Origin of the sequence: Undibacterium sp. 5I1, from assembly GCF_034314085.1 — a bacterium.
In the GTDB taxonomy this organism is placed as follows: Bacteria; Pseudomonadota; Gammaproteobacteria; order Burkholderiales; family Burkholderiaceae_D; genus Undibacterium.
Genome location: NZ_JAVIWI010000001.1, coordinates 3,103,012 through 3,128,765, shown reverse-complemented (window position 1 = coordinate 3,128,765; position 25,754 = coordinate 3,103,012). Strand labels below are relative to the sequence as shown.

At 48.6% G+C, this 25,754-nt stretch carries 23 protein-coding genes; 7 read left to right on the top strand and 16 right to left on the bottom strand.

All coding sequences use genetic code 11. The annotated features are described in order from the left end of the window. Window positions 1-21 precede the first annotated feature (21 nt). Entirely contained in the window at window positions 22-894 is an 873-nt protein-coding gene (locus RGU72_RS13810) for an MBL fold metallo-hydrolase (protein WP_322120276.1), read from the bottom strand. A gap of 95 nt (window positions 895-989) precedes the next feature. Here RGU72_RS13810 and RGU72_RS13805 point away from each other — a divergent pair, with 95 nt between their 5' ends. The 4 genes from RGU72_RS13805 (at window position 990) to RGU72_RS13790 (ending at window position 3,284) form a co-directional block, all read left to right on the top strand. Then, on the top strand, window positions 990-1,379 hold the full coding sequence (locus tag RGU72_RS13805) for an ArsR/SmtB family transcription factor (protein ID WP_416200127.1): 390 nt from the start codon (window positions 990-992) through the stop codon (window positions 1,377-1,379). Window positions 1,380-1,480: 101 nt separating this feature from the next. After that, on the top strand, window positions 1,481-1,930 hold the full coding sequence (locus RGU72_RS13800) for a YeeE/YedE family protein (protein WP_322120275.1): 450 nt from the start codon (window positions 1,481-1,483) through the stop codon (window positions 1,928-1,930). Beyond that, a complete protein-coding gene (locus RGU72_RS13795) occupies window positions 1,927-2,394 on the top strand; it encodes a DUF6691 family protein (protein ID WP_416200126.1) in 468 nt (155 codons plus the stop codon). Before RGU72_RS13800 ends, RGU72_RS13795 begins: the two co-directional genes overlap by 4 nt. A gap of 86 nt (window positions 2,395-2,480) precedes the next feature. Then, the gene (locus tag RGU72_RS13790; RefSeq protein WP_322120273.1) at window positions 2,481-3,284 is read left to right on the top strand and encodes a sulfite exporter TauE/SafE family protein; all 804 of its coding nucleotides are present in this window, start codon (window positions 2,481-2,483) and stop codon (window positions 3,282-3,284) included. A gap of 215 nt (window positions 3,285-3,499) precedes the next feature. Here RGU72_RS13790 and RGU72_RS13785 read toward each other — a convergent pair whose 3' ends face one another. The 7 genes from RGU72_RS13785 to lipB all read right to left on the bottom strand — a co-directional run bounded on the left by RGU72_RS13785 (window position 3,500) and on the right by lipB (window position 14,466). Then, window positions 3,500-6,226 (bottom strand): diguanylate cyclase domain-containing protein, encoded by a 2,727-nt coding sequence (locus tag RGU72_RS13785; RefSeq protein ID WP_322120272.1) that lies wholly within the window; start codon window positions 6,224-6,226, stop codon window positions 3,500-3,502. A gap of 110 nt (window positions 6,227-6,336) precedes the next feature. Next, entirely contained in the window at window positions 6,337-9,528 is a 3,192-nt protein-coding gene (locus RGU72_RS13780) for an efflux RND transporter permease subunit (protein WP_322120271.1), read from the bottom strand. Continuing rightward, window positions 9,525-10,862, bottom strand: coding sequence for an efflux RND transporter periplasmic adaptor subunit (locus RGU72_RS13775; protein ID WP_322120270.1), 1,338 nt, complete (start codon window positions 10,860-10,862; stop codon window positions 9,525-9,527). Before RGU72_RS13775 ends, RGU72_RS13780 begins: the two co-directional genes overlap by 4 nt. After that, window positions 10,859-12,277, bottom strand: a complete 1,419-nt coding sequence (locus RGU72_RS13770; protein ID WP_322120269.1) for a TolC family protein — start codon at window positions 12,275-12,277, stop codon at window positions 10,859-10,861. Before RGU72_RS13770 ends, RGU72_RS13775 begins: the two co-directional genes overlap by 4 nt. Before the next feature lie 73 nt (window positions 12,278-12,350). Then, window positions 12,351-12,767 carry a hypothetical protein gene (locus tag RGU72_RS13765; protein WP_322120268.1) on the bottom strand — a complete coding sequence of 139 codons (417 nt, stop codon included), beginning with the start codon at window positions 12,765-12,767 and terminating at the stop codon, window positions 12,351-12,353. 32 nt (window positions 12,768-12,799) lie between these two features. Then, window positions 12,800-13,774, bottom strand: coding sequence for a lipoyl synthase (lipA, locus tag RGU72_RS13760; RefSeq protein ID WP_322120267.1), 975 nt, complete (start codon window positions 13,772-13,774; stop codon window positions 12,800-12,802). 20 nt (window positions 13,775-13,794) lie between these two features. Next, complete coding sequence (lipB, locus tag RGU72_RS13755) at window positions 13,795-14,466, bottom strand: lipoyl(octanoyl) transferase LipB (protein ID WP_322120266.1); 672 nt, start codon at window positions 14,464-14,466, stop codon at window positions 13,795-13,797. Between the two features lie 773 nt (window positions 14,467-15,239). On the opposite strand from lipB, the gene RGU72_RS13750 reads away from it, so the two are divergent. Together RGU72_RS13750 and RGU72_RS13745 are read left to right on the top strand one after the other, a co-directional pair. Then, a complete protein-coding gene (locus tag RGU72_RS13750) occupies window positions 15,240-16,193 on the top strand; it encodes a hypothetical protein (protein WP_322120265.1) in 954 nt (317 codons plus the stop codon). 12 nt (window positions 16,194-16,205) lie between these two features. Next, window positions 16,206-17,852, top strand: a complete 1,647-nt coding sequence (locus tag RGU72_RS13745) for a chemotaxis protein CheW (RefSeq protein ID WP_322120264.1) — start codon at window positions 16,206-16,208, stop codon at window positions 17,850-17,852. A 309-nt stretch (window positions 17,853-18,161) separates the two neighbouring features. Here RGU72_RS13745 and RGU72_RS13740 read toward each other — a convergent pair whose 3' ends face one another. Both RGU72_RS13740 and RGU72_RS13735 read right to left on the bottom strand, forming a co-directional pair. Beyond that, the gene (locus RGU72_RS13740) at window positions 18,162-18,452 is read right to left on the bottom strand and encodes a DUF493 family protein (protein WP_322120263.1); all 291 of its coding nucleotides are present in this window, start codon (window positions 18,450-18,452) and stop codon (window positions 18,162-18,164) included. Window positions 18,453-18,473: 21 nt separating this feature from the next. Beyond that, window positions 18,474-19,319 (bottom strand): D-amino acid aminotransferase, encoded by an 846-nt coding sequence (locus RGU72_RS13735; RefSeq protein ID WP_322120262.1) that lies wholly within the window; start codon window positions 19,317-19,319, stop codon window positions 18,474-18,476. A 289-nt stretch (window positions 19,320-19,608) separates the two neighbouring features. On the opposite strand from RGU72_RS13735, the gene RGU72_RS13730 reads away from it, so the two are divergent. Beyond that, window positions 19,609-20,454, top strand: coding sequence for a sterol desaturase family protein (locus RGU72_RS13730; RefSeq protein WP_322120261.1), 846 nt, complete (start codon window positions 19,609-19,611; stop codon window positions 20,452-20,454). An 85-nt stretch (window positions 20,455-20,539) separates the two neighbouring features. Here RGU72_RS13730 and RGU72_RS13725 read toward each other — a convergent pair whose 3' ends face one another. The 6 genes from RGU72_RS13725 to RGU72_RS13700 form a co-directional block, all read right to left on the bottom strand. After that, window positions 20,540-21,118, bottom strand: coding sequence for a GNAT family N-acetyltransferase (locus RGU72_RS13725; RefSeq protein ID WP_322120260.1), 579 nt, complete (start codon window positions 21,116-21,118; stop codon window positions 20,540-20,542). Between the two features lie 143 nt (window positions 21,119-21,261). Beyond that, complete coding sequence (locus tag RGU72_RS13720; protein ID WP_322120259.1) at window positions 21,262-22,452, bottom strand: D-alanyl-D-alanine carboxypeptidase family protein; 1,191 nt, start codon at window positions 22,450-22,452, stop codon at window positions 21,262-21,264. An 81-nt stretch (window positions 22,453-22,533) separates the two neighbouring features. Beyond that, window positions 22,534-23,184, bottom strand: coding sequence for an alpha/beta hydrolase (locus RGU72_RS13715; RefSeq protein WP_322120258.1), 651 nt, complete (start codon window positions 23,182-23,184; stop codon window positions 22,534-22,536). A 27-nt stretch (window positions 23,185-23,211) separates the two neighbouring features. Next, entirely contained in the window at window positions 23,212-23,556 is a 345-nt protein-coding gene (locus RGU72_RS13710) for a (2Fe-2S) ferredoxin domain-containing protein (protein ID WP_322120257.1), read from the bottom strand. A gap of 139 nt (window positions 23,557-23,695) precedes the next feature. After that, the gene (locus RGU72_RS13705) at window positions 23,696-24,856 is read right to left on the bottom strand and encodes a VanZ family protein (protein ID WP_322120256.1); all 1,161 of its coding nucleotides are present in this window, start codon (window positions 24,854-24,856) and stop codon (window positions 23,696-23,698) included. A gap of 239 nt (window positions 24,857-25,095) precedes the next feature. Further along, complete coding sequence (locus RGU72_RS13700; RefSeq protein WP_322120255.1) at window positions 25,096-25,734, bottom strand: ABC-type transport auxiliary lipoprotein family protein; 639 nt, start codon at window positions 25,732-25,734, stop codon at window positions 25,096-25,098. Between the last annotated feature and the right edge of the window lie 20 nt (window positions 25,735-25,754).

The following is a 25,754-nucleotide window of genomic DNA, read 5'->3' as shown; positions in this document are numbered from 1 at the left end:
GAAAACTATATGTAGAAAACTTCATATGCCATTGAGCGGGATTTTTAAGTAGCTAATCCCGTTTTCTTCCGCTGTCGGAAAAGCACCAGCGCGGATATTGATTTGCACCGACGGCAAAATTAATATTGGCATCTCTAAACCCGCATCGCGCTTGTTGCGCATTGCTACAAACGCGGCCTCACTGATGCCGTCATGTACGTGAATGTTATTAATCCTTTGCTCGGCCACACTGGTTTCTAAGCGGATTGCGCGGTTGGTCGGTGGGTAGTCGTGGCACATCATGAGGCGTGTCGATTCCGGCAGCGATAATAGTTTTTGGATGGAGCGATACAGTAAGTGCGCATCGCCACCCGGGAAGTCGCAACGCGCCGTGCCGACATCGGGCATAAATAAAGTGTCGCCGACAAAAACCATATCGCCGATCTGGTATGCCATATCTGCTGGGGTGTGGCCAGGCACATATAAGGCCTTGGCGGTCAAATTGCCGATCTGGAATTCTTCATCCTCCTCAAACAGCACATCAAATTGCGAACCATCAACCGCGAAGTCCGGCTCCAGATGGAATAGCTTTTTAAATACTGTTTGTACCTGACGGATATGTGCGCCAATCGCAATTTTGCCGCCTAACTGCTGGCGCAAATAATGTGCAGCCGATAAGTGATCGGCATGCGCGTGGGTTTCTAATATCCAATCAAGTTGCAATTGCTGGCTGCGAATAAATTCCACAATCTGATCTGCACCTGCGGTACTGGTGCGCCCGGATTTGGGATCGTAATTGAGGACGCTGTCGATCACGGCAGCATGACCGCTAGTTTTGCCTGCTACCTTATCAAAGACCACATAAGTCGCGGTGCAAGTGGTGGCATCAAAGAAGCTTTGTAATTGCACGGACATGATTTCCTCATTCCTAATGATCGGGGGTAAATATTCTTTTGACTTACATAATATCAAATTATATAATGTAATCAAGTAAATTGTAACGAGCTGCTATGACTACCCAAACAACAGAATCAATAGAATCAACAGAATCAACAGAATCAACAGAATCAACAGAATCAACAGAGCCAGCCGGACATGCGTTTGATATTGCGCAAATGCGTGTCGCTGCGCAAGCTGCCAGCAGCACCTTGCGTGCTTTGGGCAATGAAGATCGCTTACTGCTGCTGTGCCAGCTTAGTCAGGGTGAAAAGTCTGTCAGCCAGCTGGAAGAGCTGCTAGATCTGCATCAACCCAGCTTGTCGCAGCAATTGGGCGTGCTGCGAACCGAAGGTTTAGTCGATACGCGGCGTGACGGAAAGCGCATTTATTACTCTGTCGCCGACCCAAAAGTACTGCATTTATTGCAGCTTTTGTATGACCTGTATTGTCCTAAGTCCTGAATATACTCAGGGTTAGTATATTTCAATTGTCCAGGTATTATCTGGACGATCGGCATTATTTGAAGAAAATATTGGGGAGTATATTTTATGAGACTATTTTTATGAATATTGAATGGGCCGTTTTTACCCCGGTTTCTGCTTTGCTTGGCGGTGCTTTAATCGGTCTCGCCGCATCGCTGCTGATCTTAATGAATGGTCGGGTTGCTGGCATTAGCGGCATCGTTGCCGGATTGTTGCGACCGGTGCGGGGTGATTGGTGGTGGCGTCTGGCGTTTGTGCTGGGTTTACTGAGCGCGCCTTTGGTGTACGGCGTATTTGCCACTTTGCCTATAATAAAAATTGAGTCTGGTTGGCCGGCCATCATCATTGCCGGTTTGCTGGTCGGCATCGGTACACGTTATGGTTCAGGCTGTACCAGCGGGCACGGCGTATGTGGTTTGTCGCGTTTATCGCCACGTTCTTTAATGGCAACCATCGCGTTTATGGCAGCCGGTTTTGTCACCGTTTTCATCCTCCGGCATGGTTTGACCAATTTAACCGGAGTTCTATGATGCCGCTATTTTTCTCTGGATTGGCGGGACTGATTTTTGGTCTGGGACTGATTTTGGCGGGCATGGCTGATCCGGTCAAAGTGCTTGGTTTTTTAGATCTGGGCGGCGCTTGGGATCCATCATTGGCCTTGGTGATGGCGGGTGCGATTGCGGTAGCTAGTGGTGCATTTTGGTTTGCGCGTCGACGTCAGCGTCAATATCAGCACCAACATCAACAGTCGCTGCTTGGTTTGCCTATACATTTTCCGACTGGCACGCAGATCGATCGTCGTCTCATTTTCGGTAGTCTGCTGTTTGGTATGGGTTGGGGAATCGCCGGAATTTGCCCGGGCCCGGCGCTGGTTTTGCTGGGTGGCGGCTTTGGCAAAGGCGCCTTGTTTGTGCTGGCGATGCTGGTCGGCATGCAGGTGTTTACTTGGTTAGAAAAATTCTATGCTTCTACACGAAAACAATCTGATCAATAAAAACAGCTTTGCTTATTTGAACCTGGCTATTTGATCCAACCTCTATGACGATTTTCACTTGATTCTACCCACCTGGCTATACTCACATGCTCCAGCTTATTGCTTTGATTATTGGTGTAACCGTCGGCGCAGTCATGGGCATGACTGGCGCAGGTGGCGGCATTTTGGCGGTACCCGCTTTGGTTGAGGCAATGGGCTGGCAAATGCAGCAAGCCATGCCCGTGGCATTGTTAGCCGTCACCGCTGGCGCTGCGGTGGGTGCAATAGAAGGATTTCGAAAAAATCTAGTGCGTTACCGTGCTGCATTACTGATGGCCTTGGTTGGTATGCCCTTAACCTCGGTCGGTGTACTAGCTGCACAGCGCTTGCCACAAGTCTGGTTGATGGGTTTATTCGCTGCGATTTTATTTTTTGTGGCCAGCCGCTTATTCAGCCGAAGAATTAATCCCGCTGCCGGTCAGCATTCACCAACCCGGGTCTGTATCAACAGTAGCACCGGGCGTTTTGAATTGACCTGGATTACCAGCGTAGTCATTGCCTCAATCGGCGGTATCGCAGGTTTAGTCACGGGTTTGTTGGGCGTTGGCGGCGGCTTTGTTATCGTCCCGATGTTGCGGCACTACACCAACCTCAGTATGCATGGCGCGATTGCGACTTCCTTATTTGTGATTGCTTTAGTCGGCAGCGCCGGGGTAGGTAGCGCTGTACTACATGGCGCGGTAATCCCTTTGCAGTTCACAACATTTTTTGTACTGAGTACGATACTTGGCATGCTGCTGGGCAGACGTGCTGCCAGATTATTCAGTGAGACGATGATACAAACTAGCTTTGCTTGTTTGTTGCTATCAGTTGCCTGTTTGTTTGCTTATAGAGTGATAGTTTTGCTTTAACCCAGATTTTCCATTGGAACAACGCCAGGCAGTTCGCCAAAGGTGCAATTGTCGCTTTAGCGTTTCCACTCAAATCGCGGTGGTGCTATCCCTCTGAAGACCGCACGCCGTCTGCATTTTTTGCGAAGTGGTAGCGGTCTAATGGAAAATCTGGGTTTAACTCGCAAACCTCGCCAAGCATCGCTAACGAGTGGTGACGTCTACCTTTTCATCCGTTAAAGTTCAAGACTTCTAAAAATATTCCGTCCCGCTTTTTTAGCCAGATACAAGGCTTCGTCAGCCTTGTTCAAGAGATCTTCGCCACTGGAATTTTTGGTGTTAGAAATCGCAATCCCGATACTGGTAGTGATGATTCTGGAGTTGCCATCAATATTGAAGGGAGTCGTCATTGCCTGGATGATTTTTGATCCTACAATTTCACTTTCTTCCTGGCTATTTAAACCCTCAAGAACAATCACAAATTCATCACCGCCCAAGCGCCCGACCATGTCGGTCTGGCGGATGCAGCCTTTTAATCTGAACGCAAATTCTTTGAGGACCAGATCGCCTGCGTGATGGCCAAGGGTATCGTTGATGGATTTAAAACGATCAAGATCAAGAAACATGACAGCGATGGATCGCTGATTTCGTGTTGATCTGGCGGTAGCTTCCGCTAATCTTTCGTTGAGTTGATTACGGTTGGGCAAACCGGTTAAGGTATCAAATCTTGCTAGCGCGAGAAGTTGTGTTTCTATCGCTTTGGCGTCGGTAATATCATTAATTAATGAATTAACGCCGATCACGTTTCCAGCCTCATCGCGTTGCGGTGCATAAGTCGCTTTGTAATGATTAAAAATCCCGGAGATACTGATTTGTAATTCAAACTCTGTTTTTTCACCTGCAAGCGCAATCAGAAAATGCTCTGTGTGTAGTTGCTGAATTGGCTCAGTCAGTAGTGACAACACAGAGCGCCCGCGTATCTCTGCAAGTGGCAGATTAAACCAGGCTTCGTATGGCCGGTTCACAAATTGAAAGCGATCTTCTTTATCGATAAAGCTGACGAATGCCGGGATATTGTCTGCAATCGCACGCAACAATCCCTCGCTGGACTGCTGTTTTAATTCCGCCTCTTTACGATCAGTTACATCAATGACCATGGTATAAAAACCGACCGTAGAACCATCAAGATTAACGTCGGGCACATATTCATATTGCAGATATCTGGCGAGACCGCGCTCGGTGGTAAAGCGCTCAAAAGAGACCGCTTTTCCTTTCAGTGCTTGCTGGATATTTTCCTTCAATTCCAGATACGGCGTTTCGCCAAAAACGTCTTTGACCGTCTGGCCTATCATCATCTCAGAATTTAAACCTGGAATCATGTTGTAGAACCGATTGCAGAATTGATAGCGTTCATTAGCATCAATATAGCCAATCAGTGCCGGTACATTATCGGTAATAGTTCTGGTACGTTTTTCGCTGGCAGTTAATTCTGTCTGAATGCGTTTAAATTCTGTAATGTCCTCAACCAGTACAAAAAATCCATCGACCATTCCATCTGCGTTAACGTCCGGGACATACGTCACACGATCCCATTCAGCATTGCCATTTCTGTGCGCCTGACGTTCATACCGTGTCCAGTCACCGTTGAGGACTTGATTGATAAACGGTTTATTTTGATTGTAAAAAGCAGGCTCCATCACTTCTTTGATGGTCTTGCCAATGGCTTTTTTAGCAGAGATGCCAAACAGTTTTTCAACTTGTTTATTGACGAAGGTATATTTCTCGTTGTAGTCAATGTAGCCGATAAAGGCGGACATATTATCTGCGATTAATCGTAATTTATTCTCACTTGCGACTAAGGCGGATTCAGCCAGCAACCGTCTGGCCATGGTATCGTCAAAAGATTTAGCGAGTTCTCCAATCTCATCCTTGGGGTAGCTTTTTGGGCGTAACTTAATATCAAAATCAGTGTCTGCGTTAATAACTTTATTGCGTAATTTCTGTAACGGCGCTAGTTGCCGATACATAAACCACCAGGCAAGTGGCAATAGAATCACTAATAAAGTTATGCTGACAAAAATAGCGCTGCGCTTGACTTCTACGATGGGGCTAAATGCTTCCTCAGACGGGTAGACAGCGGCAACAATCCAGTCCACAGATTTCAAGCGTTTGAAAGAAAATATCGCATCTTGTCCCTGCCGTGTAGTGGACATAGTTGTCCCTTCAAACCCATTCAATGCCATATCTAGCGAGTAACTTTTACCGGGAATATCGCTGGTGTTCTTTAAGATACGTGACTGGTCTGGGTGAGTTACAAAAAAGCCTTTAGCAGTTACGATATAAAAATATCCTGTAGCACCAATTTTCTCATTAGCAAAGTTGGCCAAAAAACTGTCTTCAGTCAATTCTATGGTGCCCAATAAGGTCAAGATCATTTGCCCCCTAGGATCAAAAATAGGAACGCAGATCACGACAATTGGTCGTCCTGAGACACCACTTTTTAACGGTGATGAAATGACGACTTTGCCCTCTGCAATCGATTTCTGAAAATAGTCTCTGGTCGAGATATTTAATTTTCCGCGGGTTTCTGGCCTATCCATATTTGCGATTAGGTCTCCTTTGAGGTCGAAGATCGCAAAATTATCAAACAAGCCGTCGAGGCTATGTTGTTGCTCAAGAAAACTTTGTAAGTTGTCGTTATTCCTCGGCACTGAGCCAAGGTCAACCGCCAGACGGATTAAGGTGCTTCTTCTCAATTCAAATTTTTGATCTATCTCATCTGCGGTGTTTTGTATGAGACTTGACTGACGAACGTCGATGACTTTTTCTAAGGTTCTTTCAAATACGGATATAGAGAATACGGTGAGCAGGGCAAATGCCAGAGTAAAAAATAAGGCGACTGCCAAGGTTAAACGAGTTTTTACACTCATATCGCGCACTCGAATATTCGCTAATAAAGTCATAAGAACTTGTCCCGTGAGAGTTACCTTAGAAAATCATATTAACATTCACATACATAGCTAAACTGCGATTTCTAAACCTAAGTGTTACAAACTTATAATTAGGTGGCTCTTTAGCCTTGTCGCTCTGTTGTATCTGCTAATGTTCCTGCTGATGTTCTTGCCGATGTTTCTGCCAATTTTCTGATTTGTTTTCGACGTAATAAAAAATATACCGCAGGTACCACAAACATCGACAATAAAGGCGCGGTGATCATGCCGCCTACCATCGGTGCGGCGATGCGTTGCATGACCTCTGAGCCTGTGCCTTGCCCTAACATGATAGGCACTAGCCCGGCAATAATCACCGCTACTGTCATGGCTTTTGGTCTTACCCGTAACACCGCGCCTTCACGAATCGCATCTAATAAATCTTGCTCGGTTTCTTTTCCGATATAGACGCGAGCATCCCACGCTTGTTTAAGATAGAGCAACATGATCACGCCAAATTCTGCCGAGACCCCAGCCAAAGCGATAAATCCTACCCCGCTGGCAACGGATAAGTGATGATCAAGTAACCAAAGCAGCCAAATCCCGCCAGCCAGTGCAAACGGCAAGGTCGCCATGATCAGTGCGGCCTCATCGATACGATTAAACGTCATATACAGCAGCACAAAAATAATCAGTAAGGTCGCTGGCACTACCACTTTTAGCTTGGCGGTGGCGCGTTCCAGATATTCAAACTGACCTGACCAGGTGACTGAATAACCAGCGGGTAGTTTCACTTGTTTGGCGACTGCTTGCTGCATCTCATGCACCGTCGAATTTAAATCACGGTCGCGGATATCGACATAAACCCAGCCCGACAGGCGTGCATTTTCACTCTTCAACATCGGTGGTCCATCGTTGATGCGGATCTGAGCTACATCGCCTAATTGGATCTGCGCGCCGCGTTCGGTCAGTACCGGTAATTGGCGTAATTTTTCTACCGAGTCACGTAGCTCGCGGGGGTAGCGGACATTGATCGGAAAGCGTTGTAAGCCCTCGACGGTTTCTCCAATATTGTCGCCACCGATGGCCGCTGAAACGATGCTTTGTACATCCGCGATATTTAAGCCATAACGAGCTGCTGCATCCCGGTTGATATCGATGTCAATGTAGCGGCCGCCGTTTAAGCGTTCTGCCAAGGCTGAAGATACGCCTGCTACATTTTTGACGACATGTTCAATGTCGGCGGTAATGCGGTCGATTTCTTTTAAGCTGGCACCGGCAACTTTAATACCGACCGGACTCTTGATGCCGGTAGCCAGCATATCGATACGGTTTCTGATCGGTGGCACCCAGATGTTAGATAAGCCGGGGACTTTGACGATGCGGTCCAGTTCCTCTATCAACTTGTCGGTGGTCATGCCGGCACGCCATTGATCACGTGGTTTGAACTGTATGGTGGTCTCAAACATCTCCAACGGCGCGGGGTCGGTTGCTGATTCGGCACGTCCCGCTTTGCCAAAGACGGTTTGTACTTCTGGCACGGTCTTGATCAGACGGTCGGTTTGTTGCAGTAATTCGGATACCTTACCGGCACCAATCCCAGGTAGCGCAGAGGGCATATACAACAGATCACCTTCATCCAGCGGCGGCATAAACTCACCGCCCAAACGTGATATTGGCCAAAGAGTCGCAACGACGACTAAGGCGGCTACGACCAGAGTCGCTTTGGGTGAATGCAGTACCACACCCAGCAAGGGGCGGTAGAGTGCAATAAAAAAACGATTCAGCGGATTCTTTTGTTCATCCGGAATTTTGCCGCGGATCAGATAACCCATTAATACCGGAATCAGTGTCACCGCCAGCACGGCAGCAGCAGCCATGGCATAAGTTTTGGTAAAAGCGAGCGGTGCAAATAAACGTCCTTCCTGCGCCTCTAGCGTAAATACCGGAATAAACGACAGCACAATAATTAATAGCGAGAAAAAAAGTGCGGGACCGACTTCTGCCGCTGCATCGCCGATGACCCGCCAATGTTCCTCGCCGGATAATTTTTTGTCCGGATGGGTATGGTTCCAGGCCTCGATATGTTTGTGTGCGTTCTCTATCATTACTACTGCTGCATCCACCATGGCACCAACAGCAATCGCGATCCCGCCCAGTGACATAATGTTGGCGTTCACTCCCTGGTAATACATGACCGTAAACGCAATCAAAATACCCATCGGCAAAGTGACGATAGCGACTAGCGCTGAGCGCAAATGGAATAAGAAAATCGCGCAGACCAGCGCGACGACGATAAATTCTTCTATCAATTTCTCTTGCAAATTATCGACTGCACGCTTGATCAGATGCGAGCGGTCATAGGTGGTAACGATCTCAACCCCAGGCGGCAGGCTGGCTTTTAATTGTTCTAATTTTGCTTTGACGGCCTTGATGGTTTCTAAGGCGTTTTTGCCGGAGCGCATCACAATCACGCCGCCTGCGACTTCGCCTTCGCCATTCAGATCGGCAATGCCACGCCGCATTTCTGGTCCGATCTGGACACGCGCTACATCGCCTAGCCGCACCGATACACCAGCGTCGGTGGTAGTCAGAGGAATCTTACGAAAGTCATCCAAGCTTTTGAGATAGCCGGAAGCGCGCACCATGTATTCGGCCTCACCAAGTTCTAATACCGAGCCACCGGTTTCTTGGTTCGCTTTCTGTATCGCCTCTACGATTTTGCCGTGGGGGATGTTATACGCACGCATTTTGTCAGGATCGAGTTGCACCTGATATTGCCGCACCATGCCACCGATACTGGCGACTTCGGATACGTTAGGAACGGATTTCAATTCGTATTTCAGAAACCAATCCTGGAAGGCGCGTAACTGCGATAAATCCATCTTGCCACTGCGATCTACCAGCGCGTATTCATATACCCAGCCTACGCCGGTAGCATCAGGGCCAAGCGAGGCTTTCGCTTGCGGTGGTAAACGCGACTGCACCTGATTTAAGTATTCCAGCACACGTGAGCGTGCCCAGTACATATCTGTACCGTCTTCAAATAATACGTAGACGAAGGAGTCGCCAAAAAAAGAATAACCGCGTACCGTCTTGGCTCCCGGTACCGAGAGCATGGTCGTGGTCAATGGATACGTCACCTGATTTTCAACGATCTGCGGTGCCTGACCCGGGTAGCTGGTGCGGATGATGACCTGTACATCGGACAAGTCTGGAATCGCATCCAAGGGTGTGCGTGACAGTGACCAGATACCCCATGCGGCCATCATCAAGCTCGCTAGCAATACCAGAAAGCGATTTGCGATAGACCAGCGGATTATTTTCGCCATCATTTTTTGGCTCCTGATGGAAGTTCAGGCACAGTCGTTGTCATTGCAGCGTTGGCAGAAGCGTCGCTCATACGGGTCGTTGTCGCTTTCAGGCTAGCTTCTGAATCGACCAAAAACTGACCCGAAACAACCAGCTTTTGCCCGGCTTCTAGTCCCTTGCGGATTTCGGTCTGACTATTGGCTTCCATGCCGGTCTCAACATCCACTGGCATAAACTTGCCGTTATCCTGAGCAATCATCACGACCGAGCGAGTGCCAGTCTGGATGATGGCTTCTGTCGGTACCAGCAAAATATCGTTGTGTGCGTCGGAATTAAATTTAATAGTAGCGAACATACCGGGTACCAATTGAGCGGAAGGATTGTTCAGTTCAATACGGGCTTTTAGCGTCCGGGTCGTGATATCGACTTGTGGCAAGATCGCGCTGACTTTCCCTTTGAAGGTTGTGCCGGGTAAGGAGGGGGTGCTGGCTTCCACCGTATTACCCGGACGTATCTGCGCCAGACTATTTTCCGGAATATCAGCATTGACCCAGATCGTCGCCAGGCCGTTGATGCGGAACATCGGTGCGCCTGTCATGACGGTCATCCCTTCGCGTGCGGACAATTCTGTAATGACGCCGCCGACCGGCGCTGTGATGGTGATGCGTGGATGCACCTTGCCACTGGTTTCTACCAAATGGATTTGTTCATCGCTCATGCCGGCCAGACGCATACGTTGTTTAGCGGCCTCTAGTAATCCCTCTATGCCGCTCGTCTGCATTCGTTTTACTGTCAGAAATTCTTCCTGCGCTGCAACCCAGTCCGGCACATATAATTCGGCCAGAGCTTGCCCTTTTTTGACCATATCCAAGGCCGCGCGGACATACAGTTTTTCGATAAAGCCATTGCTGCGTGCCTGCACTAACGCTACTTCACGCTCGTTGTAGGCAACGCTACCGACCGCGGCTACTGCCAGGCTCAGATTGCCTTTGACCACCTGTGCGGTACGTATCCCCAAATTCTGCTGCACACGGGGACTAATACTGACTGAGTTTTCGCTACCACCATTGCCGTCATTGCCGCTATTGTTATCGCTATCGGCATAGACCGGCACCAGTTGCATATCCATAAACGGTGACTTGCCCGGTTGATCAAACTTTTGGGTGGGGACCATAGGATCGTGCCAATACAGTACCTTTTTATCTTTACCTGGGGCTGCTGCCATCGCTGTATTTGTCGGGGGTGTTGCGGTGGCTTTCATGCCTTGGCTGAGGCCGAGACGATAGAGACCAAATCCTGCCAACATTCCGATAGCAACGAGTCCTGCGGTGAGGGGGATGATATTTTTATTTTTCATTGGATATCCTTGTTCATGGACTGAGCCGAATGGATGCCTGACACTTCGGCCGGAAATAGAAAATTCAGTTGTGCCCATAAACGGGCAGTGTCGGATTGAAGTTCCAGCGCTTGCAGGCGCATATCAAGCTCATTGCGGCGTGCAGACAAGAGTTCAGATAGGCTGGATTTGCCGCCCCGGTATGCCGCCATCGTGGCTTGCGTCCGCTCTGCTGCCAACGGGATTAATTCGCGCTCATAGCGGGCGATGCGCTCAAGCGCGGTTTGCCATTCATCTATGATTGCTTTGGTCTCGGCGACGTGGGCACGCAGCATTTCGTCACGCTCGGCTTTGGCTTGTTCGACCATTGCTAGTTTGGAAGAGAGCTCGCGATCCTGGCGGTTCTTTTGATCCCACTGAAACGGTAGCGATACGCCGACCGACACCATATTTGAATAGGCAGAACCACGTTGCTGAAAAGCGACCTCGACAGACCAGTCCGATTTTTTATTCGCCTCTGCCAGTTTGGCATCGGCTTCGGCCAGCTCTGTTTGCCTGTTCAATACCGCGATCTGTGGATGATGGGCGAGCGAAGTGTCTAGCGTTGATTGATCCAGACGTATGGTTTCAAGCTGAGGTTGCTCCGCTGAGCTCAGCTCTGAGTTAACACCGGTCCAACGATGTAACATCGTCTTGGCGTTGCGCAGTTTGCGTTGAATATCGCTGCTGCGGTCATTCGCCATACTTAGCGCACTACGGGCGCTAAAGATATCTGCCTGGCTGCCGCGACCAGCGCGATAATTTCCTTCCGCCGCATCGATTTCAAGCTTGGCTTGGGTTGCTTGCTCTGCGACTACGATAGCCATGCGTTCTGCATAGTATTGGTCCAACCAGGCAATCGCGGTATCGCGTTGAATAGCGGTAATGAGGTTGGATTTTTCTGCCAGCGACTTATCGGCTGCCCGGTCATAGCGTTGGGCGCGCAACTGGCGCTTATCGCCTCGGGTCAGTTCTTGCATCACACCGATGCGACGCATCGTCATAAAATCGCTGGTCAGGCTGCCACGGTCAGGGCCGTTGACGGGCAGATTATCGATGCCGGCTTTTAATACTGGATCAGGTAATTGTCCTGCCGCGATCGCCATTTCACGCGAGGCAGTAACAGCTAAATCCTGTGCAATCAGTTGATGTGACCGGGCGACCGCAAGTTGCTGCGCTTGACTCAAAGTTAGCTGCACGGTGAGTGGCGCAGTCTGCGACGTCATTGGCATAGTTAGTGATATATCCGCGGCCTTGACGTTGAGTGACGACAGCGTAATCACGAACACGGTGATTATTTTGCCGATTTTTCCGGCACGGGATAGAGTATTGACCAGCTTAGAATGATGGTCAGCATTAAGGCGCGCAAGTAAAGGTACGCAGATTGGGAAAGACATGGAATCTCCAGAGAACGATCAACGGCACTGTCGTCAAAAAGACGTACGGCAACAAGCTAAGCGATCTGGAGATTTAAATGCGGAAACAGCAATTGCGGATAGCGATGGGCGGCGCGGTAGAGCGCATTAGCAATAGACTTTGTGGTTCAGGTTCTTGCGGGAATTCTGCGCTATCGATGATTGTGAGCGTCAGCACCAATCCGGCCATTATAAAGGCAGGTACATCCGGTGCTATTGGCTTATCCAGAAATTGTTTGCTGAGTGCATCTTCTGCGTGGGCGTGGCACAGCGCTGGTTGCTCGCTGTCCATACCTTCGCAGTTCAGCATCGGCATAGTGCTGACGCTTTTGCTCATGCCACTCATACCGTTCGATACATTACCCATCATCTTGCCAGGGCAGACATACGACGCCAAAGCAAGCTGCATAAACAGCATACTAAACAGCGTTAGAAACGCTGCAACCAGGCGAGATGGGCGAGAGAGTTTCACAAGTGATGTCACTGATTGTTGGTAGTTAAAAACTACCCTATCCCATGTGCCTGTTGATCAGCGTGGTACGAACTACGCACCATCGCGCCGACTGCAGCATGCGCGAAGCCCATTTTATAGGCTTCTTCTTCAAACATTTTAAATACATCCGGGTGTACATAACGACGTACTGGCAGATGGTGGCCGCTTGGTGATAAGTACTGGCCTATCGTCAGCATATCGACATTGTGGGTACGCATGTCGCGCATGACTTGCAGAATTTCTTCATCGGTTTCACCCAGACCAACCATGATGCCGGATTTGGTCGGGGTATTTGGATGCTGCTCTTTAAAACGCTTTAGCAAATTTAATGAGTATTCATAATCCGATCCCGGACGCGCTTCTTTATACAGACGCGGTGCGGTTTCCAGATTGTGATTCATGACATCGGGTGGTGCTAGGTTCAAAATTTCTAGTGCACGATCCATACGACCACGGAAATCCGGCGTCAGAATTTCTATTCGGGTTTTAGGTGAGAGTTCGCGGATCTTGGTAATGCATTCTGCAAAGTGGGCTGCACCGCCATCGCGCAGATCGTCACGATCTACTGAAGTAATGACGACATAACTTAATTTGAGCTGTGCAATTGTTTTTGCCAGATTGAGCGGCTCGTTGACATCTAGCGGATCTGGGCGGCCATGACCGACGTCGCAGAATGGGCAACGACGGGTGCATTTGTCGCCCATGATCATGAAGGTTGCAGTACCTTTGCCAAAGCATTCGCCGATATTGGGGCAAGAGGCTTCTTCACAGACCGTGACCAGATTGTTGGCACGCAGGATGTCTTTAATTTCATAAAAACGTGTCGTCGGCGAGCCTGCTTTAACCCGTATCCAATCCGGCTTTGGCAAACGTTCCATCGGGATAATCTTGATGGGAATACGCGCGGTTTTGCTCGCGCCTTTTTGTTTTTCGGTTGGATCGTAGGCGGGAGCCAGAGTAGAGACGGGAGTGTTTTCTGTTGTCATGGTGCTGATCAGTTGCTATGTCAGGATACGGTCAAAAGGTCTTGCAAATTAGTCGCCAGCGCATGTTGCACGTCGGCTAGCGGGACGATGACGCCCAGAGTCGTCATGTCAATCGTCGCAAGACCGGCATAACCGCAAGGATTAATCCAAGAAAAAGGGGTCAGGTCCATCGTCACATTGAGTGATACGCCGTGATAAGTGCAGCCATTGCCGCGGACTTTTAAGCCAAGCGCCGCAATTTTTGCGCCTTGCCAGACGCCATCGCTGACGTAAATACCGGGCGCGCCTTGCTTGCGTTCACCAGCAAGATTATACGCTGCCAGCGTGTTGATGACCGCTTGCTCGATTTTATTCACGAACTCACGCGCGAATAGGCGCGCTTTGGGGTGGCCACGGCGTAAATCCATCAGCAGATAAATCACCACTTGCCCTGGGCCATGGTAAGTCACTTCGCCGCCACGATCAGTTTGAATCACCGGAATTTCATGTGCTGCCAGCACGTGCGATTGATCTGCACCAAGGCCGAGAGTAAACACTGGCGGATGCTCAACAATCCAGAATTCATTGGGCGTCAGTTCGGTGCGTGCATCGGTAAAAGCGCGCATCGCGTCATAGGTGGTTTGATAGTCTTCAATACCACGATCAATGATGCGCAGCTGGGAAGAAACAGGAGAGGTGGAGATGGCAGACATAGGGCGCAAGTGTAACATCGTGTGCGGCGCACTTGGACTTGGCTTACATATCTCAGTTAAAGCTAGACCGAAGGTATATTGCTAAAACCTTCGGTCTGTTTAAATGCACTATCTTGCCCAGCCCCGTGTCGTATTACCTTGTATATCCGGCGAATGCTTTGGAACGGCCGCAAGTCAGAGCGTTTCGGACTTGGTTATTGGAAGAAATTGCGGCTGAATAACTTTCAGCTTGTTGACCGGCCCTGATGTTTATTGTTACCCGTGTTCTTACCAGCACAAATTAATATCGTAGATCGAACTGAGTGCGGACTCAGTGCGCTGGGGCGTTACAGCGTACAAGACAGCCTGAAACGCGCATTATTAGGGCATACAGCGTATGCGCCTGCGGATAAAACCTACAACTGATTAGGATAGTTTTTTTTGACTTATTTTTATATTGTATTTAATATACTCCCCTATTTTTTAATTAAATATGCCTTATTGTCCAAACATTATATGGGTAATTAAAATATACATACAGGGAGTATATTTATCTACCTATATTAAATTTGTTGTTAATAATTGGGCGGATTCAGTTGGAACGTTGTCTGTTATTCGTTTGCAGTTATCCAACAAATAATCCATAGAAAGAAAGCGATTCGATAACGCAGCAAGTTGCTATCATTCTAAAACGCCCATCTTCAATGGCAAGATTATTGCTTGATATCATCATCGGCCGAGCTTCGTATTCCGGCTACCATTTGATCAGTAATTGAATTGCTTAAGGCTAAAGAATGACGCAAACATCAACACTCGCGGAAGAATTTTTACCTTACATGCCAGCAGTCTCCAAGTGCGAGCGCTCTCTGCATGACCTTAACTTTGCCTGGCGCTTGATTGAATCAACCGCCAAGATGGTGTGTCCGACAGAGGCCAAGACCATCCTGCCGACGATGAAGGCAACGCGCGAAGGTTTCAATCAGCTGGAAAAAAAGTTGATCACCAATCTGGCGCAAGAGAACGTCACTAAAGCAGTGCAGGAAATGCAGTTCAAGGCACAGGTGATTATTGATATCGTCGTGCGCAATTTGTTTGAACGCACCGCAGATGTTGGCTTTTTGGCGATGGATGATGCGATCCGCGATTTCATTCTGGATGACGAGCGAGACGTCGATGCCATCCGTGTCCGCCTGCAGGACTACCGCAACAAGTACACCGTGTATGACGAGATTTTGATACTCAATACGCACGGCGAGGTATTGGCCAACTTAGATCAGAGTAATCTGGTTAGACAATCCTACGATCTATTGCTTGCCGCGACTCTGGATAGCGACACTTATGTCGAGAGTTTTCAGCAGTCGGACTTGCGTGCAACGCAGCAGCGTAGTCTGATTTATTCACGCAAAATAACCCATCCCGAAGACGGCAGTGCGATTGGTGTGCTGTGTCTTTGTTTTCCGCATGCGGTTGAGATGAGCGGCGTGTTTGCCGGCTTGCATAAAGCCGCGGATCGCTCGGTGATGTTGATGCTGGACGCGAGTGGTGAGGTGATTTCCAGCAGCGATGAGTATCATATTCCGACCGGTCGAAAAATGCAGATCGCGTTGGATGGTGCCTATCAGATTGTGTCTTATGCGGGACGCGACTATTTTGCCAAAACCTGCGCTGCGCAAAATTATCAGGGCTATAGCGGTCCGGGCTGGCTTGGGCATGTGATGATCCCGTGTGAGGCGGCTTTTCGCAGTTAGGAGTTAGATATTTTGTCGTCCTTAGATGCTGCCACGCTGGCGGGCATCATGTCGCATGCTAAAACTTTTTGTCCACCTTTGCATGATGTATCGGTCAGTGCAGAAGCGATCAATCTCGCGCTGCGTCGCGTGGTGTGGAATGGCAAAAATATGTCGGCAGGACAGGACAGCGATTTGTTACGGCTCAAATCCATCTTGCAAGAAATTAGTCAGACCGGCGATGAAACCAGCCGAGTTTTTAAAGACTCTATTCATGATCTGTATGGCACCGTAGTGTCATCGGGTTTGCAAGATGCGCAGTTTATCTCGCGGCTGATGATCGACATCATGGATCGTAATTTATATGAGCGCGCTAACGATTGTCGCTGGTGGGCGCTGACGCCGGATATCCAGTTATTGATGGCGGATGCGTTCATCAATGGCGAGATGGGCGATGACGATACACAAGTAATTACCCGCATTCTGGAATCGATTAACGCACTGTATACCGCTTACTCCAGACTGGTCGTGTTTGATACCAAGGGTAAGATTGTTGCCGCATCGGATTTGCATAAAGATGGCCTGCAAACCATCGGTCGCCTGATGGATCCGGCTCTCACGCGCAAGACTTTGGCATTAGCTGACGGGCAGGCATATTGCGTGTCTGGTTTTGAGTCTAGCTGGTTGTATGGCGACCGGCCGACCTACATTTATTGTGCTGCGATTTTTCATCCTGACGACAATCGTGCCGTTGGCGGCATCGGGATTGTGTTTGATTCTGAGCCGGAATTTCAGAATATTTTGCGTTCCTCACTACCCAAACGCAGCGGTGCTTTTGCAGCATTTATTGACCGTGCCGGATATGTGATTTCTAGCACGCACACGGATTTTCCGGCGAGTAGTCAATTGCTGTTGCCAGCGCAGATCATGCAAGAAAAAAACGGGATCAGCGCAGCACAGGTTTTGGTACACGACCAACAGTACATGATGCTGGGGCACACCACGTCGTTCGGCTATCGCGAATATAAAAATACCGGTGACTATCAAAACGATGTGTTGTCCGTCGTGTTTGTGCCTATCGGTGCGACGACAGAGATCAGCAAGCAGGATGCTGCCTGGACCTATGTCGATGAGCGACCGGAGCATCAAAAAAGTAAGCTCAACGACGCTAAGGAATATGCCACTTTTATGATCGACAGCGAGGTATTCGCCTTGCCCACCGATTATGTGGTTGAGGCGGTCGAAATCAAACGTATGCGGCAGGCATCAACATTAAAGCCGCTCATTGCTGGGGTGCTGAATTATCAGGACAATAGCGGAGCGCCGCCGATTTTTGTGCCAGTTGTGGACATGCGCAATCTGCTGCGTGCAGGTAGACAGGGCAGCGAACAAAACGATGAGAATGTGGGTGAAATCATCATCACCCGACGGGGCAAAAGCACCTTGGGTTTGCTGGTGAGCAGCTTGCATGATGTATTGGAATTTGGCAGTGATCAGATCGATCCGCCGTTGGACATGTTCCGCAGCGAGCCGCGGTTTGTGAGTAATTTAATTAAAACCGGCGGGCAAAACCGGATGATACAAATTGTCGATATCGAGAGCATCATGCGACATGTGTTTGACAGAAGAGCAATGCCAGAGCCGGATCATAATGTGACGCCATTACGCCAGAGGGTTTGATTTTTAAACGCTGGATAGTGCTTTGCAAGTTATTCCGGCTGAAACCCGCCGGAATGACGCACGACCTCTTTTGCGCATCAATGTGACGGCCATCAAGATGTAATCTGAATAGCTAAAAAACATATACTCCCCTCCATTTTTGATAAAAATGGCCTACTGTCCAGGTTTTATATGGACAATTAAAAATACTCTGTCTGAGTATATGGAAGTATGTTTTATTGAAGAGGGCTATGCAGCGATGTCGTCAGGCTGGGTTGAAATAACATTAACCCAGTAACGACGTAAAGATTTGACGTAGAACAGCTTTGCCTACAACACCATTTTCACCATAGGATGACCGGACAAAGCGCGGTATAAATTATCCAGTTGCTCACGACTTGTGGCTACCACCGTCACTGTGATTGCCAGATAATTGCCTTTCGATGAAGGACGCATGTCCATCTTGGCCGCATGAAAACTGGGATCATGCGATACCACCACCTCCAGCATCGTCTGCGCAAAGTCATCATGCATCGCCCCCATGATTTTGATGGGGAAGTCGCTTGGGTATTCGATCAGACTTGCGGCAGGATCGACAGGAGGTAGCATTTGGTTTGACATGATCACAACATTCAGAAAGTGTTAAGCGGCTTTGGCAAGCTGGTAGGCCGCATATAGTTTCTGATAGATGGGGCCGGGCACGCCGTTTCCAATAGTCTGCTCGTCTAGCTTGACGACCGCAAGCACTTCTTTGGTCGCGGAGGACAACAACACCTCGTCCGCTGCAAATACCTCCTCTTGCGTGATTTTGCGGGCTTGCAGCGGAATGCCGCCAGCGGCACACAATTCTTCAATTAGTCCGTAGCGTATGCCTTCCAATATCAGATGATCTTTTGGTGGACCAGACAGTACGCCATCTTTGACAATCCAGACATTCGACGCCGATGCCTCGGTCAAAAATCCATCGCGGAACTGAATGCTCTCGGTGACGCCATGTTCTGCTGCATTCTGCGCTGCCAGCACGTTACCCAGCAAAGAAATGGATTTAATCTCGCAACGTAGCCAGCGTTTGTCTTCCATCGAGACACAAGCCACACCTTTGGCGCGCACCGCGTCGGACGGTAACACAATCGGGTTGGTCATGATGAAGATCGTCGGCACCATCTCTTGCGGAAACGCATGCGCGCGCTTGGCCACGCCACGCGTCACTTGCAAATACACCATCTGATCATCCGCCGGATGTGTATCCATCACCTGCGCAATCAATGCCAGCCAACCTGCTTTGTCATGCGGATTTGGAATGCCGATCGCTGCCAAGCTACGGAACAAGCGCGCCAGATGCTGATCAGCGCGGAACATTTTTCGACCGTACACCGGAATGACTTCATAAATACCATCACCAAAAATAAAGCCGCGGTCCAGCACAGGGATCTTGGCTTCAGAGAGCGGAGTCAGGCTGCCGTTGAGGTAAACAAGTGGGTCGTTCATGATGGGATACCGGGTGAGTGATGGAACCTCATTCTTACATAAGCTGCTGATAGGATCGATGCAAAGTTAGCATATCTATGGGTGATAAAAAGCTATTGCATATTCTGTTTAGCGAAATCAAGTTAGGTTATGCCGAACGATTTCTGCAGGCTATTGTGATGTTTTAATCAGTCTGGCTAGTAGTTTGTATAAAGTTAAAACCAAATGAAGTCATGAACAATGAATGAGCTTATATTTACGGTTACTATTATGAATAATAAAAATAATTGATTCATCCTAAGGAGACAAAATGGATTTGCTACAGCCATTATTGATTACACTCGCTTTCGTTATCTTCCTGATGTTAGAGATCCTCACTGGTCGATTTAAAAAACTCAACGTTGCCAAAGATGATTGGAAGATTGAGATTTTGGTGCCTGTCTTGCTACTGGTATTGATACAGCCCGGCATCTTGTTTGGCATTCTGTGGATAGGGCAGCATTATTATCCTGAGTACAAAAATAGCCTTTCGTTCTTGCCGTGGTGGGGGATGTTTTTGATTCTGCTGGTTGCTGATGATATGACGCAATACTGGTGGCATCGGATTTCGCACACGCCTTTGCTGTGGCCACTGCATCGCGTGCATCATTCCGCCAGCTATATGAGCGTTCGTGTTGTGTATCGAAATAATTTTTTTTATTACGCGATGATGCCGGGAATTTGGATTTCCTCTGCATTGATTTTTCTCGGATTTGCCAAGGTGTATTTAGTCTATGTTGTGCTCAAACTCTTGGTCATTATCGGTGCTCACAGCGCAGTACGCTGGGATGAGCCTCTGTATCGCTTCCGCCTGACAAGACCATTAATGTGGCTGCTAGAGCGCACCATCTCTACACCTGCCACACACTATGCGCATCATGCGATTACGATGGATGACGGTATAGGTCATTACAAAGGCAATTTTGGTAACTTCTTGTTTTTCTGGGACATCCTGTTTAAAAGCGCATTGATCACACGCCAATACCCCAAACAAGTTGGCCTGATGGACGATGTTCAATATGGGAAAGAGGCTTGGTATATTGAAGTGTTTTTCCCAGTGTTTAAATCTAAACGATCACATTCTGCGCTGGGTAAAGAGCGGGTGATCGTTGAGTAGGTTGATGTTGCTCTGGGATTGCTGATTGCACCATCGTCAACAATTCTCGATAGCGAGATGGTGATCGCAAAAATTAGAAATCTCTTTAGATGTTCAGAGTGTATGCCAGCACCAGATTTTTATGCTGGCTACCTTCCAGATCAAAATACGTAATGCCTTCTTCGATGAAACCCATGGCAAGATAAAAATCAATTGCGCGCTGGTTTTGCGCGTTTGCCATCAGCCATAGCGTATCGAATTTATCTGTGATTTCTTGCAAGGCGCGTTGTAGTAAAGCTTGGCCAATCCCCTGGCCCGTGAAGTGCTCTTGTACATACAAGGTTTCTAATTTGGCACGCCGTTGATTTGCGGCTTTGTCGGTGAGGTCAGCCATGGATTGATCCTTGAGGTCATAGAGCAGGTGACCCATATTCAACGTCGCATAGCCGAGTAAGTTTTCGTTGTTCTCAGCGACCAAGACGCGCTGTTTGCTGTCTGCGATCAGCGCGCGCATTTTTGTGACAGTAAATTCTTCCAATATATAGCGGGCAATTGGATCAGAAATGCCATTTTTTGCATACGTGTGCAACCAGACGTGAATCCCGAGCGCTGTCAGACGGACAGCATCTGCAGGTTCTGCGGCGCGGATTGTAAAGGAGGTGCGGCTCATTGGTTTTAAGGTCATTATTTTTGTGAAGGCCAGATCAGAAAAACTCTATTTTAATCTCAGTCAACAATCAGAAAAAAAGGACAAGAACTGCATGAGTCTTGTCCTTTTTTGAGGATGCGTTGATGAATCAATCCATCAGCGCATCTGAAAGCTATCGCTTACTTAAACAGTAAGCGTAAAGAGTCCCAGGCGCGACCAAAGATACTTGCCTGTTCGACTTGCTCTAGCGCCAGTACTGGAAATTCTGCGACCGGTTTGCCGTCCAACATCATCTTGACTGTGCCAACCTGACTATTCAATGGGATAGGAGCGACCAGTGGATCTTTGCGTTCCAGAGCGGGTTTCAATTTAGCGGCAGCGCCTTTTGGCAAAGTGACATACAGATCACGGGTGAAGCCGATTTTGACTTGCGCTTGTGTACCTTTCCAGACTTCTGGTGTGGCAATAGCCTGACCTTTTTCATACAGCTTGACAGTATCAAAATTGAGGAAGCCCCAGTTCAGCAGTTTTAAACTTTCTTGCGCTCTGACCTGATCGCTGGCAGTGCCTGTGACGACAGAAATCAGGCGACGCTGACCGCTACCATTAGGACGAATCGCGGAGGCAATCAGGCAAAAACCAGCCGCTTCGGTGTGGCCTGTTTTCATCCCATCAACGGTTGGGTCTAGCCACAATAAGCGGTTGCGGTTTGGTTGGGTGATTTTGTTATACGTGAAGCTTTTGGTCGAGTAATAGGTTTTGTAAAACTGTGGGTGATCATTGATCAGGCGCGCAGCCAAAGTCGACAAATCTTGTGCCGTAGAATAATTCTCGGGGCTAGGCAAACCATGTGGATTGGCGAAGTGGCTGGACTTAAGCCCCATGCGCTCGGCTTCTTTGTTCATTTGAACGACGAAGGCTTCTTCACTGCCCGCTACCGTTTCCGCCAGCGCAACAGCGGCGTCGTTACCCGACTGAACGATCAGTCCATATAGCAATTCGTTGATGGTGACAGGCTTATTTGGCTCGATAAACATTTTGGAGCTGCTGGCATCGACCTTCCATGCGTGAGTCGATACGTTAACAGACTGATTCAGATCAAGCTTTTTATCTTTGAGCGCAGAAAACACCAGATACGCTGTCATGATCTTGGTCAGCGACGCAGGTTCTATGCGCAGCGTCGCATCTTGTGAAGCGATGACCTGATTGCTGGTGGTGTCGACTAAAATCCAGGATTTAGCGGCAATCGTGGGCGCTGGCAGACTTTGGGCATTGGCAATGGAACTGACAGTCAGGCTTGACAATGCGCTGGCAAGTACGAGGACAGCGGAGGAGTTGACGGAGAGGAATGTAGCGAGAAATTTTTTCATTGAATCAGTAAAAAAGTAGCATTGAAAAGTAAAACAGTAAGGACGTTCATAGTCTAGCGGACAAGTTTGGTCTAGCGTGGGTTAGCTCGCATTGGCAGACTCATCCCACAAATTGACGACATAATTTTTTATATGTTGCAGTTTTCGATGGAAGAAATGATCTGCTCCGGGGATCACAATGACAGGGATATCTTGTGGTCGTGCCCAATCAAAAACGGCTTGCAGCGGGATTGTATCGTCGAGCTCGCCATGGATCAAAATCGTATTGGCTGGCACATCCGGCATCGGCCATTTGCCTGCTGCGGTACCGATCAATGCCAGTCGTTCTGCTGGCGTGCCTTGCGCAATCAGCTTCTGTTGCAATTGTGCCTGCACAAAGGTACCAAACGAAAATCCGCCTAAGGCCAGCGGTAGATCAGGATAACGCGTCCGCATTTGCGCCAGAAGTAAAGCCATGTCATCAGTTTCCCCGACGCCGTTGTCATGCACACCTTCTGACTTGCCGACGCCGCGAAAGTTCATCCTGACTGCGACATAACCCAAGGTAACAAAAGCACGCGCCAGTGTTTGGGCGATTTTATTATCCATCGTCCCTCCAAACAAGGGATGCGGATGAGCAACTAAGGCAAGCCCGCGTGGTGCTGGAAAATGTTCTGCATCAGGTAAATCCAGTGCGCATTCCAGCTGACCAACCGCACCTTGCGTAAAAAAATGTTCTGTTTGGGCATTCATATTGATATCAATCTTAAGTCTTCAAACTTAAATTTTGAGGCGTTCTACCGTACCGCCACCGACCAGATCCACTTCGATAATCTCATCGATGTCGGATTGATCGACAAAGGTGTACCAGGTGCCTTGAGGATAAATCACCATCACCGGACCTTCTTCGCAGCGATCCAGGCATCCAGCCTTGTTGATGCGAATTTTGCCGTGACCGCTGAGGTTGAGTTGCTTAATCCGTTTCTTGGTATGTTCTTGCGCAGCCTGCGCACCACGATCAGCGCAGCAAGGGCGGCCATCTTCACGTTGGTTCATGCAGAAAAAAACATGCTTTTCAAAATACGGTGCGTCGGGAGTTTTGGGATTATTAAGAGTATCAGCCATGATCATTTATCGTGTTCTGAGGTGAGTGAGCGCATTCGATGTAGACGAATGCATAGGCGACTATGATACACGCTCAAACTAGGATCAAGCTCAACGTAAGCAGATCGGAACACTTCGTTACGTTTTTTATTGATGATCGTTATTTACTCTTGATGGATGTTTTTCTGCTCAGCAATATCCACAAGCTGATGAATGGCCAGAGCAGACATAAAAATTGCGCAGCGCCGTTAAAGTTGAGAAACTTACCTTGTACCCAAGTTTGCAGCGTGACCGTAAAGTAAGGATTGCTCGGGATCAGATTAATCACCGTTAAGCTAATCACCAGCATCAAAATCGCTAGCCGTCGCTGCACCTGGTGCGGTGCGAACGAAAATCCGTACAACATAATCAGCGCGATCAATAGGCCGCCTTGTGCGCCGGGGGTAAGCCAGGCAAAGGCATATTCCGGTTTAAACAGTAGGGCGCTTGCTAGTGATTTGATGCCAATAGCCGCTAGTAAAAGTAAGCCTGATAAGCGGACCTTGGGCGCATGGCGATTCAGAATAAACAGGCAAATCAGTACCGCACTGGTACAACCGCAGGCAGTGATAATGGTTTCTGCCAGCAGGAATTTTTCTGGACTGAGTTCTATTCCGTTGAGTAGCATGCCACCCAGATCAATTGGCATATCTAAAAAATCACTCAGCCAAAACGATAAAATCGGCAGGATTTGACCCAGACCAAACAAGTAGGCTTGCGGGTAAATTTGCGCCATTGGCCACAAGCCGAGCGCCAGTACTTCCCGGCTGGCTTCCCCATACAGCCATTGCTTGCGGAGTAAACGCAAGCGTCCTTTTTCTAGCAATAAAGGGATTAGCAGCGCACCGAGTATGGACCCCAGAATAGCGCCGCCAGAGTTAGTCAAAAAGTCTAGTAAAGAGGTCACGCGGCTGGGTAAAAAATACTGCGTCGTTTCCATACTGGCCGAGAGTACAGCGCCAGAAAACGAGGCAATCAACACAGACCAGCGCCGCCTGCACACCGGATATAGCGCAAATACAATCAGCATACCCAGTGGCATGTAGCCGATCACATTGGTAACCGCATCAAAGCCAGTCCAATAGCGTGGCCACTGCTTTATCACATCGGTCAGTGCTGCCAGATTATCGTTTTGCCAGCCGGAGAAAGGATAAAGACTGGCATAAACAATCAGGAAGGCATACGCAAGCAAAGCGACCCGCGCAAATGGCGAGGCCTGGCGCTGGATTTCAAGTGGCGTTTCAATCTGCGGCTCGATATTTTTTGACGACGTATTCTGCATTGCGATGATCGAGAATGAGGGTTGAATCAATATACTCCCCATTATTTTTTATAAATATACTGGATTGTCCAAGTATTGTATGGACACTCAATATATACCTACTACCAGTATGTTAAGCGCACTATATTCTTTTACGTTTTGTTCCTGACTTTATTACCCTCTCCCGCTTACCGCAGAGGGAGTAAAAGTAACTTCGATTTTATTTCTATTTCTAGCAATGTGAGCACAACAAATTCTCTCTAGTTCAACCTCAAGGTCTGCATCCACGCCATCACATCGCTGATCAGCGCATCGCTGGCGGTGACCATGGCTTTTGCACCGCCCGGCGCATCCGCGGTTGGCGTTACGACCTGCTGCTGAAAACTTCGCTGCGCCAGTAGATTACGTCCTTTGAAGACGGTAGCGCGGATTTGGATTTGCACAGTGCTGCTGCTAGCGGAGGAAAACACTTGTGAAAACTCATCTAGATCCATTTGCAAGACCGACAAACTGCTTACTGCATCCCGGCTGGCGATCACGGTACCGCCAGCCGCGGCGATTCTGGTTTTTAATCGCTGTGTCAGCAATTGCGCCGGAGGCATGCTCCAGCGATGTTGCGCATATGGACGCGCTTGTTGCGCGTTATCGTATTGCAGCCGGTATAGCATCGCTGTGCTGTCTAGCGATGCAGGGGCATTGATGTCTGCCAGACTGATAGCCAATATGGGAGTAATCGAAGTCGACGTAGACGCCGGCGCAGATAAAGGCCCAAAGTCATAACTTTGCTTCTGTGCCGGAGCGCTTGAGCAGCCTGTTAAAGCTATTGCCAGTGCAATTAACATCAAGCTATACGTCCGTACGACACCAGAACGTGATGGATAAATCTGCTTGTGATTCATGAAAATTCCTTAGTTTCTAT